Annotated in this window: 17 protein-coding genes; 4 read left to right on the top strand and 13 right to left on the bottom strand. The window is 73.7% G+C overall.

Annotation, left to right across the window (positions count from 1 at the left end):
- Nucleotides 1–117 precede the first annotated feature (117 nt).
- Together groL and groES are read right to left on the bottom strand one after the other, a co-directional pair.
- Nucleotides 118–1,743 carry a chaperonin GroEL gene (gene groL / locus ACFV6D_RS07340; RefSeq protein WP_380490514.1) on the bottom strand — a complete coding sequence of 542 codons (1,626 nt, stop codon included), beginning with the start codon at nt 1,741–1,743 and terminating at the stop codon, nt 118–120.
- A 116-nt stretch (nt 1,744–1,859) separates the two neighbouring features.
- A complete protein-coding gene (gene groES / locus ACFV6D_RS07335; protein WP_014136232.1) occupies nt 1,860–2,165 on the bottom strand; it encodes a co-chaperone GroES in 306 nt (101 codons plus the stop codon).
- A 285-nt stretch (nt 2,166–2,450) separates the two neighbouring features.
- Between groES and ACFV6D_RS07330 the strand changes: the two genes are divergently transcribed.
- Nucleotides 2,451–3,617 (top strand): methyltransferase domain-containing protein, encoded by a 1,167-nt coding sequence (locus ACFV6D_RS07330; RefSeq protein ID WP_380558806.1) that lies wholly within the window; start codon nt 2,451–2,453, stop codon nt 3,615–3,617.
- A 25-nt stretch (nt 3,618–3,642) separates the two neighbouring features.
- On the opposite strand, the gene ACFV6D_RS07325 is transcribed toward ACFV6D_RS07330, so the two are convergent.
- The 5 genes from ACFV6D_RS07325 to tsaB form a co-directional block, all read right to left on the bottom strand.
- Entirely contained in the window at nt 3,643–4,557 is a 915-nt protein-coding gene (locus tag ACFV6D_RS07325; RefSeq protein WP_380558803.1) for a polysaccharide deacetylase family protein, read from the bottom strand.
- An 80-nt stretch (nt 4,558–4,637) separates the two neighbouring features.
- On the bottom strand, nt 4,638–4,883 hold the full coding sequence (locus ACFV6D_RS07320) for a hypothetical protein (RefSeq protein WP_244293442.1): 246 nt from the start codon (nt 4,881–4,883) through the stop codon (nt 4,638–4,640).
- 11 nt (nt 4,884–4,894) lie between these two features.
- Nucleotides 4,895–6,001, bottom strand: a complete 1,107-nt coding sequence (tsaD, locus tag ACFV6D_RS07315; RefSeq protein ID WP_350877149.1) for a tRNA (adenosine(37)-N6)-threonylcarbamoyltransferase complex transferase subunit TsaD — start codon at nt 5,999–6,001, stop codon at nt 4,895–4,897.
- Nucleotides 5,994–6,473 carry a ribosomal protein S18-alanine N-acetyltransferase gene (gene rimI, locus ACFV6D_RS07310; RefSeq protein WP_380369708.1) on the bottom strand — a complete coding sequence of 160 codons (480 nt, stop codon included), beginning with the start codon at nt 6,471–6,473 and terminating at the stop codon, nt 5,994–5,996. Before rimI ends, tsaD begins: the two co-directional genes overlap by 8 nt.
- A 23-nt stretch (nt 6,474–6,496) precedes the next feature.
- Entirely contained in the window at nt 6,497–7,171 is a 675-nt protein-coding gene (tsaB, locus tag ACFV6D_RS07305; protein WP_063348990.1) for a tRNA (adenosine(37)-N6)-threonylcarbamoyltransferase complex dimerization subunit type 1 TsaB, read from the bottom strand.
- Between the two features lie 153 nt (nt 7,172–7,324).
- Here tsaB and ACFV6D_RS07300 point away from each other — a divergent pair, with 153 nt between their 5' ends.
- A complete protein-coding gene (locus ACFV6D_RS07300; protein ID WP_063351335.1) occupies nt 7,325–7,894 on the top strand; it encodes a hypothetical protein in 570 nt (189 codons plus the stop codon).
- 16 nt (nt 7,895–7,910) lie between these two features.
- On the opposite strand, the gene ACFV6D_RS07295 is transcribed toward ACFV6D_RS07300, so the two are convergent.
- The 5 genes from ACFV6D_RS07295 to ACFV6D_RS07275 all read right to left on the bottom strand — a co-directional run bounded on the left by ACFV6D_RS07295 (nt 7,911) and on the right by ACFV6D_RS07275 (nt 12,863).
- Nucleotides 7,911–8,105 carry a hypothetical protein gene (locus ACFV6D_RS07295; RefSeq protein ID WP_063348989.1) on the bottom strand — a complete coding sequence of 65 codons (195 nt, stop codon included), beginning with the start codon at nt 8,103–8,105 and terminating at the stop codon, nt 7,911–7,913.
- A gap of 117 nt (nt 8,106–8,222) precedes the next feature.
- On the bottom strand, nt 8,223–8,720 hold the full coding sequence (gene tsaE / locus ACFV6D_RS07290) for a tRNA (adenosine(37)-N6)-threonylcarbamoyltransferase complex ATPase subunit type 1 TsaE (RefSeq protein WP_063348988.1): 498 nt from the start codon (nt 8,718–8,720) through the stop codon (nt 8,223–8,225).
- A gap of 95 nt (nt 8,721–8,815) precedes the next feature.
- The gene (locus ACFV6D_RS07285; protein WP_380338785.1) at nt 8,816–10,009 is read right to left on the bottom strand and encodes an alpha/beta fold hydrolase; all 1,194 of its coding nucleotides are present in this window, start codon (nt 10,007–10,009) and stop codon (nt 8,816–8,818) included.
- The gene (gene alr / locus ACFV6D_RS07280) at nt 10,006–11,205 is read right to left on the bottom strand and encodes an alanine racemase (RefSeq protein WP_363369294.1); all 1,200 of its coding nucleotides are present in this window, start codon (nt 11,203–11,205) and stop codon (nt 10,006–10,008) included. Before alr ends, ACFV6D_RS07285 begins: the two co-directional genes overlap by 4 nt.
- A gap of 182 nt (nt 11,206–11,387) precedes the next feature.
- Nucleotides 11,388–12,863 carry an NAD(P)H-hydrate dehydratase gene (locus ACFV6D_RS07275; protein ID WP_380558800.1) on the bottom strand — a complete coding sequence of 492 codons (1,476 nt, stop codon included), beginning with the start codon at nt 12,861–12,863 and terminating at the stop codon, nt 11,388–11,390.
- Nucleotides 12,864–13,043: 180 nt separating this feature from the next.
- Between ACFV6D_RS07275 and ACFV6D_RS07270 the strand changes: the two genes are divergently transcribed.
- On the top strand, nt 13,044–13,592 hold the full coding sequence (locus ACFV6D_RS07270; protein ID WP_063351334.1) for a Uma2 family endonuclease: 549 nt from the start codon (nt 13,044–13,046) through the stop codon (nt 13,590–13,592).
- 31 nt (nt 13,593–13,623) lie between these two features.
- Here ACFV6D_RS07270 and glmS read toward each other — a convergent pair whose 3' ends face one another.
- Complete coding sequence (glmS, locus tag ACFV6D_RS07265; protein WP_079135822.1) at nt 13,624–15,480, bottom strand: glutamine--fructose-6-phosphate transaminase (isomerizing); 1,857 nt, start codon at nt 15,478–15,480, stop codon at nt 13,624–13,626.
- 99 nt (nt 15,481–15,579) lie between these two features.
- On the opposite strand from glmS, the gene coaA reads away from it, so the two are divergent.
- Nucleotides 15,580–16,575 carry a type I pantothenate kinase gene (gene coaA, locus ACFV6D_RS07260; RefSeq protein ID WP_063348983.1) on the top strand — a complete coding sequence of 332 codons (996 nt, stop codon included), beginning with the start codon at nt 15,580–15,582 and terminating at the stop codon, nt 16,573–16,575.
- Nucleotides 16,576–16,676: the final 101 nt, after the last annotated feature.

The following is a 16,676-nucleotide window of genomic DNA, read 5'->3' as shown; positions in this document are numbered from 1 at the left end:
TGTGGCTTTTATTTTATATAACAACGAGATTCTCACACACCCCCCCCCCCCCCCCCCGGGGCGGCCCCCCCCCCCCCGGGGGCGGGCGGCCCCCCCCCCCCCCTCGACCGTCAGGCGTCAGTGCGAGTGGCCGTGACCGTGGCCGTGGCCCGCCTCGGCCTCCTCTTCCTTCTTCTCCACCACGAGGGTCTCGGTGGTGAGCAGCAGGGAGGCGATCGAGGCCGCGTTCTCCAGGGCGGAGCGGGTGACCTTGACCGGGTCGATGACGCCGGCCTTCACCAGGTCGCCGTACTCGCCGGTGGCCGCGTTGTAGCCCTGGCCGATCTCCAGCTCGGCGACCTTGGAGGTGATGACGTAGCCCTCCAGGCCGGCGTTCTGGGCGATCCAGCGCAGCGGCTCGTGCAGCGCCTTGCGGACGACCGCGACACCGGTCGCCTCGTCGCCCGACAGGCCCAGGCCGCCGTCCAGCACCTTGGCGGCGTGCACCAGGGAGGCGCCGCCACCGGCGACGATGCCCTCCTCGACCGCGGCACGGGTCGCCGAGATGGCGTCCTCCAGGCGGTGCTTGCGCTCCTTCAGCTCCACCTCGGTGGCGGCGCCGACCTTGATGACGCAGACGCCGCCGGCCAGCTTGGCCAGGCGCTCCTGCAGCTTCTCGCGGTCCCAGTCGGAGTCGGTGGCGGCGATCTCACCCTTGATCTGGGCGACGCGGCCGGCCACGGCCTCGCTGTCACCGGCACCGTCGACGACGGTGGTCTCGTCCTTGGTGATGGTCACGCGGCGGGCGGTGCCCAGCACGTCCACGCCGACCTGGTCGAGCTTGAGGCCGACCTCCTCGGAGATGACCGTGCCGCCGGTCAGGGTGGCCAGGTCGCCGAGGATCGCCTTGCGGCGGTCGCCGAAGCCCGGGGCCTTGACGGCGACCGCGTTGAAGGTGCCGCGGATCTTGTTCACCACGAGGGTGGACAGCGCCTCGCCGTCGACGTCCTCGGCGATGATCAGCAGCGGCCGGGAGGCACCGCCCTGGAGGATCTTCTCCAGCAGCGGCAGCAGCTCCTGGATGGAGGAGATCTTGCCCTGGTTGATCAGGATGTACGGGTCCTCCAGGACCGCCTCCTGCCGCTCCGCGTCGGTGACGAAGTACGGCGACAGGTAGCCCTTGTCGAACTGCATGCCCTCGGTGAAGTCCAGCTCCACGCCGAAGGTGTTCGACTCCTCGACGGTGATGACACCGTCCTTGCCGACCTTGTCGATCGCCTCGGCGATCAGCTCGCCGACCTGGGTGTCCTGGGCGGAGAGGGACGCGACGGCGGCGACGTCGTCCTTGCCCTCGATCTCGCGGGCCACCGAGAGCAGGTGCTCGGAGACGGCGGCGACGGCCTTGTCGATGCCCTTCTTCAGGGCGGCCGGGCCGGCACCGGCGGCGACGTTGCGCAGACCCTCGTTGACCAGGGCCTGGGCCAGCACGGTGGCGGTGGTGGTGCCGTCACCCGCGACGTCGTTGGTCTTGGTGGCGACCTCCTTGACGAGCTGCGCGCCAAGGTTCTCGTACGGGTCGTCCAGCTCGACCTCACGGGCGATGGTCACACCGTCGTTGGTGATGGTCGGGGCGCCGAACTTCTTGTCGATGACGACGTTGCGGCCCTTGGGGCCGATGGTCACCTTGACGGTGTCGGCCAGCTTGTTGACACCGCGCTCCAGCGAGCGGCGGGCGTCCTCGTTGAACTGCAGGATCTTCGCCATGTTCCCTATTCCCTCGGGGCTTCGGCCGGCCCACCGGCCGCCGGACTACGTGAACCAACAACCACGCCCCGGGCCCCTGTCACTTGGGACACGGATCCGGGGCGGGTCGGAACGACTTACTTCTCGATGATGGCGAGAACGTCGCGAGCGGAGAGAACCAGGTACTCCTCGCCCTGGTACTTCACCTCGGTGCCGCCGTACTTCGAGTACAGGACGATGTCACCGACGGCGACGTCGAGCGGCAGACGCTGGCCGTCCTCGAAGCGACCCGGGCCGACGGCCAGGACGACGCCCTCCTGGGGCTTCTCCTTGGCGGTGTCCGGGATAACCAGGCCGGAGGCCGTGGTGGTCTCGGCGTCGAGCGGCTGGACCACGATGCGGTCCTCAAGCGGCTTGATGGCAACCTTGCTGCTGGTGGTCACGTCCGAGCTCCCCTTCGGAGATTACGGGGTTTCTAACGGGTAGGAGCGAACCTGCGGGCCTGCCGTCGCGGGGGTCAGGCACACGTCTTCGCGTTAGCACTCCCCCAGTGGGGAGTGCCAAGGACGACCATAGGCCGGTGTTAGCACTCAGTCAACCAGAGTGCCAACGGCGCGCCCGGGCATCCCGAACCGCGGGCGCGGAGCCGTACACCCGTGCGACCGCCCCGCCCCACCGCGCCGGCACCGTCGGAGCCGGTGGGACGGCCAACCCGCCAGAATGGCCCCGTGGACACCGAGAACCTCCAGCCCCTGCTGACCCCCGAGGGCCAGGCCCTGCTCGCCGAACTGCGCGAGTTCACGCCCGAGGAGGAGCTGGCGCTGGCCACCAGGCTGCGGCGGGGGCACCCGGCCGAGCTGGTCTCGGCGGCCTTCGGGCAGGCCCGGCTGCGGCAGCGGGCGCGGGCGAAGTTCGGGGCGGACGCCGACCTGATGTACTTCACGCCCAACGGCGTCGAGCAGTCCACCCGGCGCAGCGTGGCCGAGTGGCGGGCGCGCCGCTTCGCCGAGCTGGGCGTCCGCCGGCTGGCCGACCTGTGCTGCGGCATCGGCGGGGACGTGCTGGCGCTGGCCAGGGCCGGGATCGAGGTGCTGGCCGTCGACAAGGACCCGGCGGCCTGCGCCGCCACCGCCGCCAACGCGGCCGCGCTGGGCCTGACCGACCTGGTCCGGGTGCGCTGCGCGGACGTCGCCGAGGTGGACGTCGCCGGCTACGACGCGGTGTTCACCGACCCGGCGCGGCGCACGGCGCGCGGCCGGGTGTTCGACCCGGAGGCGTACGCCCCGCCGCTCTCCTGGGCGATCGAGGCCGGCCGCCGGACCCCGATCGGCGCGCTGAAGGTGGCCCCGGGCATCCCGCACGAGGCCGTCCCGGCCGACGCCGAGGCGGAGTGGGTCTCCGACCACGGCGACGTGAAGGAGGCGGTGCTCTGGTTCGGCACCGGGGCCGCCCGCCCGCACCGCGCCACCCTGCTGCCGCAGGCCGCCAGCCTCACCGGCGGCGACCTGCCCGACCCGCCGGCCGGCCCGGTCGGGCGCTACCTGTACGAGCCGGACGGCGCGGTGATCCGGGCCCATCTGGTGGCCGAGGTGGCCGAGCAGGTGGGCGGCCGGCTGATCGACCCGAAGATCGCCTACCTCACCTCGGACCGGCTGGTCGCCACCCCGTACGCGCACGCCTTCGAGCTCACCGACGTGCTGCCGTTCCACATCAAGCGGCTGAAGGCGCTGCTGCGCGAGCGCGGGGTCGGCACGGTGGTGATCAAGAAGCGCGGGATGGCGATCACCCCGGAGGAGCTGCGCCGCCAGCTCAAGCCCTCCGGGCCGAACGCCGTCACGGTGATCCTCAGCCGCACCGACAACGGGCCGCTGATGATGCTCGGCCGGCCCGCCTGAGGCGGCCACGAGGCGGGCGCACGGACTACGAGGTGGGCGCCTGGATGTAGTCCTCCAGCCGGGCCACCGAGAAGCCCTGCTCCTGGATCCGGGCCAGCAGGTCGCCGAACATCTGGGTCATCGTGGCGCCCTTGAGCTCCTTCGGGCCGCGGAAGTGCGCCAGGATGATGTCGCCGGACTTCAGCTTCTTGTCCGCCGCCTGGTACTGCATGTCGTGGATCTGCATCGACTCGCGCCAGAGCACCATCGCGCGCGGGCCGCACTGCTGGACCGAGTTGTTCAGCGTCGGGGTGTTGGCGCCGTCCCCGAACGGCGGGCGGAACAGCAGCGGGGCGGTGCCGTACTGCTGGGTGAGCGCGGACTGCGCGTCGCAGATCTCGGACTTCTGCTTCTCCGCCGGGATCTTGCTCATCACCGGGTGGTCCACGGTGTGGTTCTGGATGTGGTTGCCGAGCGCCTGGAGCGGCTTGAAGTAGCCGTAGTCGTTCTTGACGATGTCCCGGGTCAGGAACATCGAGATCGGCACCTTGAGCTCGGTCAGCATCTCGACGAACTTCGGGTCCTTCTCGGCGCCGTCGTCGATGGTGATGAAGACGACCTTGTCGCTCGTCTTCACCTCGCTGAACACCGGTACGGGGCCGGTCCGTTCGAGCTTGATGGGCTTGTCCGCGGGCGGCGCGGGGGCCGGCGCCAGCGGCTTGAGGTTCCACTTCGCCCAGGCCGCCGGGTCCCCGCCGGCCGGGGCCGCGGTGGTGGGCGCGCCGGCCGGGCTGGTCGGCACGGCGCCGCCGCCGGCGGGCTGGGGCGTGGCCGCCGAGCTGCCGCCGGCCGCCGCCGGGGCGGCGGCGCCCCCGTTGTCGCCGCATCCGGTGGCCAGGGCCAGCAGGGCCAGCGCCCCCACCGCGTACGTCCTGGTCCTGCTCCGACCGTCCCTGTTCACCGCAGCGCGCTCCCGGTTCCCGTCCAGCTTCTTCTCAGCTATGCACGGTAGCGGTCGGGGCGGCGGTTCCCGGACAGCGCCTATTCGACGTGCTCGCTGGTGAAGGACCAGCGGTGCACCGGGCGGCCGAGCAGGTCGGCCGGCGGGTCGGCGACCGGCACCGGCTCGCCGGTCCACCAGGTGATCAGCAGCACCCGTTCGCCGGGCGCGCCGAGCAGCTCGGTGCGGACCAGCCCGGCCGAGCCGCGCACCGCGGGCAGCGCCACCTCCCGTACCCAGGAGGCGAGTTCGGCCCCGCGGCCGGTGGCGGCGCGGGCCTCCCACATCGCGGCGACGGTCACTCGGCGCCGCCGGTGAGGGCCTGGTACGCCTGGCCGTGGACGTCGCCGTGCCGGACGTCCGCAGCCGGCACGTGCGCCTCGGTCACCGGCAGCGAGGAGTCGGCGGACAGGTCGAGCGCGGACGGCGTGCGGTCACGCCACACCATCTCGGAGCCCAGCGCGGCCACCATCGCGCCGTTGTCGGTGCACAGGCCCGGCCGGGGCACCCGCAGCCGGATGCCGGCCCGGTCGCAGCGCTGCTGGGCCATCTCGCGCAGCCGCGAGTTGGCGGCCACCCCGCCGCCGATCATCAGGTGGTCGACGCCGTTGTCCCGGCACGCCTTGACGGCCTTGCGGGTGAGCACGTCGGTGACGGCCTCCTGGAAGGACGCCGCCACGTCGGCGATCGGCACCTCCTCGCCGGCCCGGCGCTTGGCCTCCACCCAGCGGGCGACGGCGGTCTTCAGACCGGAGAAGGAGAAGTCGTACGCGGGGTCGTTGCGGCCGCTCAGGCCGCGTGGGAAGGCGATCGCCTTGGGGTCGCCCTCGCGGGCGGTGCGGTCGACCACCGGGCCGCCCGGGAAGCCCAGGCCGAGCACCCGGGCGACCTTGTCGAAGGCCTCGCCGGCCGCGTCGTCGATGGTCGCGCCGAGCGGGCGGACGTCGCTGGTGATGTCCTCGCTGAGCAGCAGCGAGGAGTGCCCGCCGGAGACCAGCAGCGCCATCGTCGGCGACGGCAGCCGGCCGTGCTCCAACTGGTCGACGCAGATGTGCGAGGCGAGGTGGTTGACCCCGTACAGCGGCTTGTCCAGCGCCCAGGCGTACGCCTTGGCGGCACTGACACCGACCAGCAGCGCGCCGGCCAGGCCGGGGCCGGCGGTGACCGCGATGCCGTCCAGGTCGCTCGCCTTGACGCCGGCGGTGTCCAGCGCGCGCTGGATGGTCGGGACCATCGCCTCCAGGTGGGCGCGACTGGCGATCTCCGGGACGACGCCGCCGAAGCGGGCGTGGTCGTTGACGCTGGAGGCGACCGCGTCGGCCAGCAGCGTGGTGCCGCGCACGATGCCGACGCCGGTCTCGTCGCAGGAGGTCTCGATGCCGAGGACGAGCGGTTCGTCAGCCATGGCGGGTGTCCTTAAGGTCCTTCGGGTCAGTGCTGGGGTGGTCGAGGCGCATCACCAGCGCGTCGACGTTGGCGGGCTGGTAGTAGCCGCGCCGGATGCCCACCGGTTGGAAGCCGAAGCGCTCGTACAGCTGCTGGGCGCGCGGATTGTCCACCCGTACCTCCAGCAGCAGTTCGGCGCAGCCGCGGCGGGCGGCCTCCCGGATCAGGTCGGTGAGCAGCGCCGCGCCGAGGCCGGCGCCCTGGTGGCGCTGGTCGACGGCGATGGTCTGGACGTCGCCCTCGCCGGCGATCGCCATCAGCCCGGCGTAGCCGACGATGGCGCCGTCCGCGTTGGTGGCGACGGTGTAGTGGCGGGTGCCGCCGGGGTGGGTCTCGGCCAGCTCGGACCAGTACATCCCGGTGGACCAGGCGTCCTCGGGGAAGAGCCGCAGCTCCAGCTCCATCACCGGCGCGATGTCCCACCAGCGCATCGGGCGCAGGGTGGTGCCGTGCTTCACGCCGGGAGCACCGCCTTGCCCCCTAGAACATTCTTGAAGGCAGCCGGCACCTGGGCGTCCGGGCGGCGCAGGTACAGCGGGACGTTCGGCAGCAGCTCGCGGCCGGCCGCCAGCTCGGCGGCGGCGAAGCCCGCCAGGGCGCCGGCCGACACGTGCTCGGGGCCGTGCGCGCCGGGGAAGCTCTCGGGGTAGAGCAGCGCGCCGGCGCCGACCGAGCGCGGCTGCGGGGCCAGCTCGGCGGGGCGGTCCACGCCGGGGCCCTCGGTGCGGTGGCCGTCGGCGTCGTAGGAGGCCCAGTAGACCTCCTTGCGGCGCGCGTCGGTGGCCACCGTGAACGGCTGCCCGGCCAGGCCCTCGGCGCGGGCCTGGTGGGCGATCGCGTCCAGGGTGCAGACACCGTGCACCGGCAGCCCGAGGGCGTGGCCGAGCGCGGCGGCGGTCACCAGGCCGACCCGCAGGCCGGTGTACGGGCCCGGGCCGACGCCCACCGCGATGCCGGTGAGCCGGTGCTTGTCGACGCCGGCCGCCCGCAGGACCTGGTCGATCGCGGGCAGGAGCAGTTCGCCGTGGCGCCGGGCGTCGACCTGATGGGTCTCGGCGAGGACGGCCGTGCCGTCGTGGACGGCGGCGGTGACGGCGGGGGTAGCGGTGTCGAACGCGAGCAGCAGCACGGGTCAAGGTTAGACCGCCGTTCGTCCGACCGGCCGATCGACCAGGTGTGCCATCCAGGAACACACATCCGGGGCGCCGCGACCCGGCCGGACGGACCTGGCACGATGGGGCCGTACGTAAAGGGACGGCGGCGGGAGCGGCACGTGGCGAAGATGGGTCCTGGTGTGGTGGTCACGGGGCTGACCCTGGGGGCCCTGGCGGTGGTGAGCCTGCTGGCCTTCCAGGCCAACGGCGCTCAGGACCGGGCGGCCGGCGCCAAGCCGACCGCCAGCACCACGACGTCCAGCGGGCCGGCCGCCTCCGCGACGCCGAGCGCCTCGGCCACCCCGACGGTCCCGCCGCTGCCGACCATCTCGGGCAGCGGGACCAGGGTGGTCTACTCGATCAGCAGCCACTACGTCTGGCTGATCGACCCGAAGAAGAACCCACAGGTCACGCCCGGTTTCCCGGTCACCCCGGGCTCGGTCGAGCCGGCTCCGGGCAGTTACTCGGTCTACAGCCGCACCCCGACGACCACCGGGACGGACGGCAAGCAGATCGAGCACGTGGTGCGCTTCGCGCAGCAGAACGGCGTGGTGTTCGGCTTCAGCGCCGCCGTGGACGGCGCGACCCCGACCACCGAGCCGAACGCCAAGACCGGCGGCATCCGCAGCGGTCGCCCGGACGGCCAGTTGCTCTGGGACTTCGCGCCGAACGGCACCAAGGTGGTCGTGGTCGCCTGAGCCCGGCTCGGGCGTGTCAGGCCGCGCGGGGTGTGCCCGTCTCCGGTTCCTCGGCCCGCCGGGGCTCCGGCTCGGGCGGGGTGGACACCGCCTCGGCGGCCGCACAGGCGGCCAGCAGCGCCCGCATCGGCGCCCCCTGGACGCGGCGGGCGGACTCTCCGGCCCCGGCGCCGTGCCCGGCGCGCTTCGGGGCGGGGGTGGTGCTCGACATGGCGCCTCCCTAGTTAGGCAGACCTAACCGCAGCACCCATCCCACCACGCCCGGCACCCCGCCCGCAACACTTCCCGACAGCCTGTCGGCAAAACGGCGCACACCTGGGCGCGGGCCTCAGCCGAGCGCCTCCAGCGCGACACCCGCCCAGCGCGGACCGAGGCCGGTCAGCACCACCCGGCGCGGGTCCAGGTCGTCCTCGTCGGCGGTGTCACCGAGGGCACGCTCGATCCGCACCTCCAGCCGGTCCTCGGACAACCGCTCGACCTTGCCCTCGCCCCACTCGACCACGACCACCGACTCCGGCAGCGAGACGTCCAGGTCGAGGTCCTCCATCTCGTCCAGGTCCCCGCCGAGCCGGTACGCGTCCACGTGCACCAGCGCCGGGCCTCCGACCAGCGACGGGTGCACCCGGGCGATCACGAAGGTCGGCGAGGTCACCGCCCCGCGGACCCCCAGCCCCTCCCCCAGGCCCCGGGTCAGCGTGGTCTTCCCCGCCCCCAGTTCACCGGAGAGCAGCACCAGGTCCCCGGGCCTCAGCAGCGCGGCCAGCTCCCGGCCGAGCCGGCCCATCCGCTCCGGGGTGGGGACGGTGAGAGTGGCGTGCGAGCCCATGCGCGTGTCTTGCCCTTCGGTCCGTACCGGCGTGCCGACCGCCGGCCGCCACCGCTACCGTGCCACATCGCCGGCCCGGCGCGCGCCGGAAGGGGTCAGGGGCCGTCCAGGACCGCCGGGGGCGGCGCGGCGGCGGCGAAGCCGGCGGCCCGGCGCAGCAGCGCCACCAGCTCGTGGTCGACCAGCTCCGGGCGCTCCAGCATCACCAGGTGCCCGGCGCCCTCCACCAGCACCAGCTCCGCGCCGGGCAGCCGCTCGGCCATCGCCTCGCTGTGCGCCGACGGCGTCAGCAGGTCCTTCGTACCGGCCAGCACCAGCGTCGGCAGGCCGCTCAGGGCGGCGAGCGCCGCGTACTTCTCGTGCGCGGCGAACACCGGGTAGAACTCGGCGACCACGTCGATCGGGGTGGCGTCCAGCAGCTGCTCGGCGAACCGCACCACGCCCGGGTCGACGTCCCGCCCGCCGAAGGAGAACCTCCGGTAGAAGACGGCGGCGACGTCCGCACCCAGCCGCCGGCTCGCCTCCACCAGCTCGACTTGACGGCCCAGCAGCCGCATCACCCCGGGCGCGACCTTCTTGAACAGCTTCGCGCCGGCCGACGGCAGCCCGAGGCTGACCTCGTTCCAGTCCCCCGCCAGCGTGCCGATCAGCGCCACCCCGGCGACCCTCTCCCGGAACAGCTCCGGGTGCTGGTCGGCCAGCGCCATCACCGTCATGCCGCCCATCGAGTGGCCCACCAGCACCAGCGGCCCGGTCGGCGCGACGGCGTCGATCACCGCCTTGAGGTCGCCGCCCAGCTGGTCGATGCTGGCCGGCTCACCGGCCAGGAAGGAGCGGGAGCGCTCGGAGCGGCCGTGGCTGCGCTGGTCCCAGAAGACCAGCCGCAGTCCCTCGCGCAGCGCGGCCCGCTGGAAGTGCCAGCTGTCCTGGTTGAGGCAGTAGCCGTGGCAGAACAGCACGGTCAGCGGCTCGGCGCCGGAGGTGCCGCCGTCCGGCTCGGGGCCGGTGCCGTCCAGCTCGACGTACAGCTCGGTGCCGTCCGGCGCGGCCACCGTCCGCGGGCGCCCGCGCAGCGAGCCGTACGGGGCCTCGGCGTCCAGCTCGGCCCGGGCCCGGCGGCGGGTCGCCCGGCCGACGGTCAGCCGCTCTATCGCCACCCCGGCGGCCGCCCCGGCCGCCAGCACGCCGACCGAGATCCCGATCACACCGGCCCGGCTCACCCCGGAGGCCGCGCCGGCCGCCTTGGCCACCGCCGCGACCGGGCCGCTCTCGGCCGGTCCCTCCGTCATGCGCCCGGGCCCTCGGTGCGGCTGCCGCCCAGGTAGCGGCGCGGGACCCTGGCGCCGATCCGGGTCACGATCTCGTACGAGATGGTGCCGCAGGCCCGGCCCCAGTCCTCGGCGGTCGGCTCGCCCTGCTCGCCGTTGCCGAACAGCAGCACCTCGTCGCCGATCGCGGGGGTGTCCCCGCCCAGGTCCACGACGAACTGGTCCATCGCGACCCGGCCGGCGATCGTGCGCCACTTGCCGCCGATCTGCACCGGGCCGGTGCCGCTGGCGTGCCGCGGGATGCCGTCGCCGTAGCCGACCGGGACCAGGCCCAGCGTGGTCGGGCCCGGCGTCACGTAGTGGTGGCCGTAACTGACCCCGTGCCCGCCCGGAACGTGCTTGACCAACGCCAGCCGCGCGGTCAGCGCCATCACCGGGCGCAGCCCGAAGTCGGCCGGCGACCCGACCTCCGGCACCGGCGACAGCCCGTACGCGGCCAGGCCGGTGCGGACCAGGTCGAAGTGCGACTGCGGGAGCAGCAGGGTGGCCGGCGAGTTCGCCAGGTGCCGCACCTCCGGGCGCAGCCCGGCGGCCTCGGCCCGGGCCAGCGCCGCGTGGAAGGAGTCCAGCTGGGCCTGGATCGACGGGTGGCCCGGCTCGTCGGCGGCGGCGAAGTGCGACCAGACGCCGACCACGGTCAGCAGCCCCTCCGCCTCGGCGCGGCGGGCGGCGGCCACCAGGTGCGGCCAGTCGTGCGGCTGGCAGCCGTTGCGGCCCAGACCGGTGTCCGCCTTCAGGTGCACCCTGGCCGGGATGCCGGTCTCCCGGACGGCCGGCAGCAGCTCGTCCAGCGCCCACTGGCCGCTCACCGAGATGTCGATGTCCGCGCGCAGCGCCTCCCGCCACGGCCCGCCCGGCGTCCACAGCCAGCACAGGACGCGGGCCTGCTCCGGGCGGATGCCCGCGGCCCGCAGTGCCAGCGCCTCCTCGGGCGTCGCGCAGCCGAGCCAGCCGACCCCGTTCGCGACCGCCTCGCGGGCGCACTCGACGGCGCCGTGGCCGTAGGCGTCCGCCTTGACCGCGAGCATCACCGCCGAGCTGCCGACGCGCTCGCGCAGCGCGGCGAGGTTGCCGCGCAGGGCGGCCAGATCGATGGTCGCCTCGGCCCTTACGCCGTCGGTCAGGGTGGCCGTGCCGGTCGTGTTCGCAGTTGTCATCAGGGTCAGTCTCCCAGACATCCCGGAGTCCTCGCCGAACGGCCCGTCCGTGCGGCGGCCGGTGCCAGGGCCCCCGGCACCGCGCCGACCTGCGGCGCACCGCTCGTCACCCTGTTCCGGACGCGCACGCAGGACCGATCGGTTCCGCACCGCCCGTCCCCACCGCACCGCCCGCCCCGGGCCTACGCCTCCCGCACCGCCCGCCACACCGCGGGCAGCGCCTGCGCCACCGCCGGCGCCGTCACCGGCGCGCCCGGGTCGCCCGCCGCGTGGCGGCCCGCCAGGCCGTGCAGGTAGGCGCCGACCGACGCGGCGTCCAGCGGCGCCAGGCCGGCCGCCAGCAGGGAGCCCGCCAGGCCGGCCAGGACGTCGCCGCTGCCGGCGGTGGCCAGCCAGGACGTGCCGGTCGGGTTGACCCGGACGGCGCCGCCCGGGTCGGCGATCACCGTGGTGGAGCCCTTGAGCAGGACCGTCGCCCGGTAGGCGGCCGCCAGCCGACGGGCGGTGGCCAGCCGGGCGGCGGCCAGCGAGTCGGCGGACGGCGGCGCGGCGCCGTCGGCGCCCGCGAGCAGCCGGGCGGCCTCGCCGGTGTGCGGGGTGAGCAGGGTGGGGGCCGTCCGGCCGGCCAGCGCGTCCGGGCCGAGCCGGGCCAGCTCGGTCAGCCCGTCCGCGTCCACCAGGACCGGGACGTCGCTCGACAGTGCCTCGGCCAGCGCCTGCCGCGCCCCCTCGCCGCCGCCCGGCCCGACCACCCAGGCCTGCACCCGCCCGGCCCCGGCCGGCCCGCCCTCGGTGACCAGCACCTCCGGGAAGCGCCGCACCACCTCCTCGGCCGCCGTGCCGACGTACCGGACGGCACCCGCACCGCCGTGCAGCGCCCCGGCGACCGCCAGCAGCGCCGCGCCCGGGTACGTCGCCGAACCGGCCGCCACCCCGACCACGCCCCGCCGGTACTTGTCGCTCTCGGCGCCCGGCAGCGGCAGCAGCGCCGCCACGTCCGCGTGCTGCAGGGCCGTCACCTCCGGCGCGGGCGGCTCCAGTCCGATCCCGACCAGTTGGACGGCGCCCGCGTAGGAGGCTCCCGGGTCGACCAGCAGGCCCGGCTTGTACGTGCCGAAGCAGACCGTGACGTCCGCGCGCAGCGCCTCGCCCGGCACCTCGCCGGTGTCGGCGTCGACCCCGCTGGGCAGGTCCACGGCCACCACGACCCCGCGCCGCCCGGCCCGCGCGTACGGCCGGGCCCCGTCCCGCAGCCCGCCCCGGCCGCCGATGCCGACGATGCCGTCCAGCACCAGGTCGGCGCGCGAGAAGTCGGCCAGGCCGACTTCCTGATCCAGCACCACCCGCCCGCCGGAAGCCCGCAGCGCGGCCAGCCCGCCCGCGTGCGCACGCTCCGGCGCGAGCAGCACCGCCGTCACCCGCGCGCCCCGCCGGGCCAGCTCCGCCCCGGCGTACAGGGCGTCACCCCCGTTGTCCCCGCTGCCGGCCAGCACCACCACCCGACTGCCGTACACCCGCCCCCGACGCCCCGCCAGCAGCCGGGCGCAGGTCACCGCCAGCCCGGCGGCCGCCCGCTGCATCAGCGTCCCCTCCGGCAGCCGCGCCATCAGCGCGGCCTCGGCGGCCCGGACGACTTCCACCCGATGGGCATGACGCATGCGAGGGCTCCTTCAGCAGTCGACGTACCGCCGACGCTAGCCCGCGCCACCGCCCCACGGCAGGCCGAGCTGCGGGACACTTTCGAGTGACAACCACTTCGATCCCCCACCGGTGCCGGTCCGTACGCCTAGCTTGTGGCTCGACACGGACCCACAGGAGGGGGAAGGGCCATGGTCGCCATGCCGGCAGTCGAGTACCCGCTGAGCGAGGACAGTCTTCTCCAGCCGTTTCTGGAGTTGGACACCCCGCTGGGGAGCAAGGCCGAATTCATCGAGGGGGAGATCGTCGTGACGCCGCCGCCGGACGGACCGCACGACGGTGCGGTATCGAAGCTCAACAAGCAGTTCTTCCGGAACGCCGCGATCGATCTGGACATCGCAGGCACCAAGGGTCTTGTCACTCCCAAAGGCCGGCTCATCCCCGACGGCACGGTGGTACCGGCCGGCCACTTCGACCATCTGGATTCCTGGGCCCCGACTGAAGGCGTCCTCCTCGTCTTCGAGGTCACCTCGATCAACCCGCACAAGGACCGCGAACCCAAGCGCCGCGGCTACGCCGCCGCAGGCATCCCGTGCTACCTGCTGGTCGACCGCAGTGAGGGCATGGTCACGCTGTTCACCAAACCCGAGGGCGAGGACTACATCACCCGCACGCAGGTCGAGTTCGGCAAGCCGATCGACCTGCCCGCCCCCTTCTCCTTCACGCTCGACACGGCGCCCCTGCGGTAGGGCACAGCCACCGCAGGGGCACCACGCCGTACTACTCGACGGTGACCGACTTGGCCAGGTTGCGCGGCTGGTCGACCTCGTGGCCCTTGGCCGTCGCCAGCTCGCACGCGAAGACCTGGAGCGGCACGGTGGAGACCAGCGGCTGGAGCAGGGTCGGGGTGACCGGGATGCGGATCAGGTGGTCCGCGTACGGGACGACCGCCTCGTCGCCCTCCTCCGCGATCACGATGGTGCGGGCGCCACGGGCCCGGATCTCCTGGATGTTGGAGACGATCTTGTCGTGCAGGATCGACCGCCCGCGCGGCGAGGGGACGACCACGACGACCGGCAGCCCCTCCTCGATCAGCGCGATCGGGCCGTGCTTGAGCTCGCCCGCCGCGAAGCCCTCGGCGTGCATGTACGCCAGCTCCTTGAGCTTGAGCGCGCCCTCCAGGGCCACCGGGAAGCCGACGTGACGGCCGAGGAACAGCACCGAGCGCGCGTCGGCGAGCGAGCGGGCCAGCTCGCGCACCGGCTCCATGGTCTCCAGGACCTGCTCGACCTGCTTGGGCGCGTCGCTGAGCTCCTTGATGACGGCGAGGATCTCGTCTCCCCACTTGGTGCCGCGCACCTGGCCCAGGTAGAGGGCGACCAGGTAGCAGGCGACCAGCTGGGTCAGGAACGCCTTGGTGGAGGCGACGGCGACCTCGGGGCCGGCGTGGGTGTACAGCACCGCGTCCGACTCGCGCGGGATGGTGGAGCCGTTGGTGTTGCAGATCGCCAGTACCTTGGCGCCCTGCTCCCGGGCGTGCCGCAGGGCCATCAGGGTGTCCATGGTCTCGCCGGACTGGGAGATGGCGATGACCAGCGTGCCCGGGCCCATGATCGGGTCGCGGTAGCGGAACTCGGAGGCGACCTCGACCTCGCAGGGGATGCGGGTCCAGTGCTCGATCGCGTACTTGGCGATCATGCCGGCGTGGAAGGCGGTGCCGCAGGCGACGATGACGACCTTGTCGACCGAGCGCAGGTCGGCGTCGGAGATGCGCAGCTCGTCGAGGATGAGCCGGCCGTCGGTGCCGATCCGGCCGAGGAGGGTGTCGGCGACGGCCTTCGGCTGCTCGGCGATCTCCTTGAGCATGAAGTAGTCGTAGCCGCCCTTCTCGGCGGCCGAGGCGTCCCAGTCGACGTGGTACTCGCGCACGTCGGCCGGGGTGCCGTCGAAGTTGGTCACCGTGACGCCGTCCCGGCGCAGCTCGACGACCTGGTCCTGACCCAGCTCGACGGCCTCGCGGGTGTGCGCGATGAACGCGGAGACGTCGGAGGCGAGGAAGTTCTCGCCCTCGCCGCGCCCGACCACCAGCGGCGAGTTGCGGCGGGCGCCGACGACCACGTCCGGCGCGTCGGCGTGCACGGCGACGAGGGTGAAGGCGCCGTCGAGGCGGCGGCAGACCACGCGCATGGCCTCCGCGAGGTCGCCGTCGTAGGCCTCGCCGAGCAGGTGCGCGACGACCTCGGTGTCGGTCTCGGAGCGGAGGGTGTGGCCGCGCTCGGCGATCTCGGCCCGCAGCTGGGCGAAGTTCTCGATGATGCCGTTGTGCACCACGGCCACCCGGAGGTGGTCGTCCAGGTGGGGGTGGGCGTTGGCGTCCGTCGGGCCGCCGTGGGTGGCCCAGCGGGTGTGGCCGATGCCGGTGGTGCCGCCGGGCAGAGGGGTCTCGGCGAGCGACTTCTCCAGGTTGGCGAGCTTGCCGGCCCGCTTGTCGGTGACCAGACTCCACTGCCCGTCGGAGTCCTGCGCCTGCACCGCGACACCGGCCGAGTCGTAGCCCCGGTACTCCAGTCGCTGCAGGCCTGCGATTACTACGTCGAGGGCGGACTGCGCGCCCACGTATCCAACAATTCCGCACATGCGTGCCAGCATAAGGGCGGTTCTGAGGCCCTTTTCCCGATTCCCGCGAACAGTGCGTGACCGACACCACAACCACGGTGAACGCCGCCACGGCTCACAATGGAGCATGTGCTGACCGAACTCTGTACGCGGGGCGCCGCCACGCCCGGCCCGTCGCCGTCCCCCTACGTGGACCTCAGTCGGGCCGAGTGGAGCGCACTGCGCGAGCGTACGCCGCTGCCGCTGACCGCCGAGGAGGTGGAACGGCTACGCGGCCTCGGTACCGCCCTCGACCTGGACGAGGTCCGCGACGTCTACCTGCCGCTGTCCCGGCTGCTGAACCTGTACATCCACGCCACGCACGAGCTGCGCGGCACGCTGGGCACCTTCCTGGACACGCCGGACACCGAGCGCACCCGGACCCCGTTCATCATCGGGGTGGCCGGCTCGGTCGCGGTCGGCAAGTCGACGACGGCCCGCCTGCTCCAGGCCCTGCTCGCCCGCTGGCCCGAGCATCCGCGGGTCGAGCTGGTGACCACGGACGGCTTCCTGCTGCCCAACGCCGAGCTGCGCCGCCGGGGCCTGATGGCCCGCAAGGGCTTCCCGGAGTCGTACGACCGCCGGGCGCTGATGCGCTTCGTCGCGGACGTGAAGGCGGGCAAGGAGCGGGTCACCGCGCCGGTGTACTCGCACCTGGTGTACGACATCGTGCAGGGCGAGCGGCTCACCGTGGAGCGCCCGGACATCCTGATCGTCGAGGGCCTGAACGTGCTCCAGCCGGCCCTGCCCGGCAGCGACGGGCGCACCCGGCTGGCGGTGGCCGACTACTTCGACTTCTCGATCTACGTCGACGCCCGCACCGACGACATCGAGCACTGGTACCTGGACCGCTTCCGCAAGCTGCGGCAGACCGCCTTCCAGGACCCGAACTCCTACTTCCGCCGCTTCACCGAGGTGCCGGAGGAGGAGGCGATGGAGTACGGCCGGCAGGTCTGGCGCACCATCAACAAGCCGAACCTGCTGGAGAACGTGCTGCCGACCCGCGGCCGGGCCACCCTGATCCTCCAGAAGGGGGCGGACCACAAGGTCCGCCGGGCGCTGCTGCGCAAGCTCTGACACCGATGCGACGGAAGGGGGGGGGGGGGCGGCCGGGGGGGCCGGCGGCCCCGCCCGGGCCCGCGCCCGCCGCGCGCGCCCCCCCGCCCCCCCCGGCGCGC

This window comes from Kitasatospora sp. NPDC059812 (assembly GCF_042732075.1).
Lineage (GTDB): Bacteria > Actinomycetota > Actinomycetes > Streptomycetales > Streptomycetaceae > Kitasatospora.
Note: the sequence above shows the minus strand (reverse complement) of the source record. Positions and strands in the feature narration are given on the sequence as shown.

Excerpts from the sequence above, each read along its gene's own strand:
- ACFV6D_RS07275 (WP_380558800.1), bottom strand. The coding sequence starts at position 12,863 with ATGCGTCATGCCCATCGGGTGGAAGTCGTCCGGGCCGCCGAGGCCGCG.
- glmS (WP_079135822.1), bottom strand. The coding sequence starts at position 15,480 with ATGTGCGGAATTGTTGGATACGTGGGCGCGCAGTCCGCCCTCGACGTA.
- groL (WP_380490514.1), bottom strand. The coding sequence starts at position 1,743 with ATGGCGAAGATCCTGCAGTTCAACGAGGACGCCCGCCGCTCGCTGGAG.
- ACFV6D_RS07285 (WP_380338785.1), bottom strand. The coding sequence starts at position 10,009 with ATGACGGAGGGACCGGCCGAGAGCGGCCCGGTCGCGGCGGTGGCCAAG.
- tsaE (WP_063348988.1), bottom strand. The coding sequence starts at position 8,720 with ATGGGCTCGCACGCCACTCTCACCGTCCCCACCCCGGAGCGGATGGGC.
- ACFV6D_RS07295 (WP_063348989.1), bottom strand. The coding sequence starts at position 8,105 with ATGTCGAGCACCACCCCCGCCCCGAAGCGCGCCGGGCACGGCGCCGGG.
- ACFV6D_RS07270 (WP_063351334.1), top strand. The coding sequence starts at position 13,044 with ATGCCGGCAGTCGAGTACCCGCTGAGCGAGGACAGTCTTCTCCAGCCG.
- ACFV6D_RS07300 (WP_063351335.1), top strand. The coding sequence starts at position 7,325 with ATGGGTCCTGGTGTGGTGGTCACGGGGCTGACCCTGGGGGCCCTGGCG.
- tsaD (WP_350877149.1), bottom strand. The coding sequence starts at position 6,001 with ATGGCTGACGAACCGCTCGTCCTCGGCATCGAGACCTCCTGCGACGAG.
- rimI (WP_380369708.1), bottom strand. The coding sequence starts at position 6,473 with ATGCGCTGGTGGGACATCGCGCCGGTGATGGAGCTGGAGCTGCGGCTC.
- ACFV6D_RS07320 (WP_244293442.1), bottom strand. The coding sequence starts at position 4,883 with ATGTGGGAGGCCCGCGCCGCCACCGGCCGCGGGGCCGAACTCGCCTCC.
- alr (WP_363369294.1), bottom strand. The coding sequence starts at position 11,205 with ATGACAACTGCGAACACGACCGGCACGGCCACCCTGACCGACGGCGTA.
- coaA (WP_063348983.1), top strand. The coding sequence starts at position 15,580 with ATGGAGCATGTGCTGACCGAACTCTGTACGCGGGGCGCCGCCACGCCC.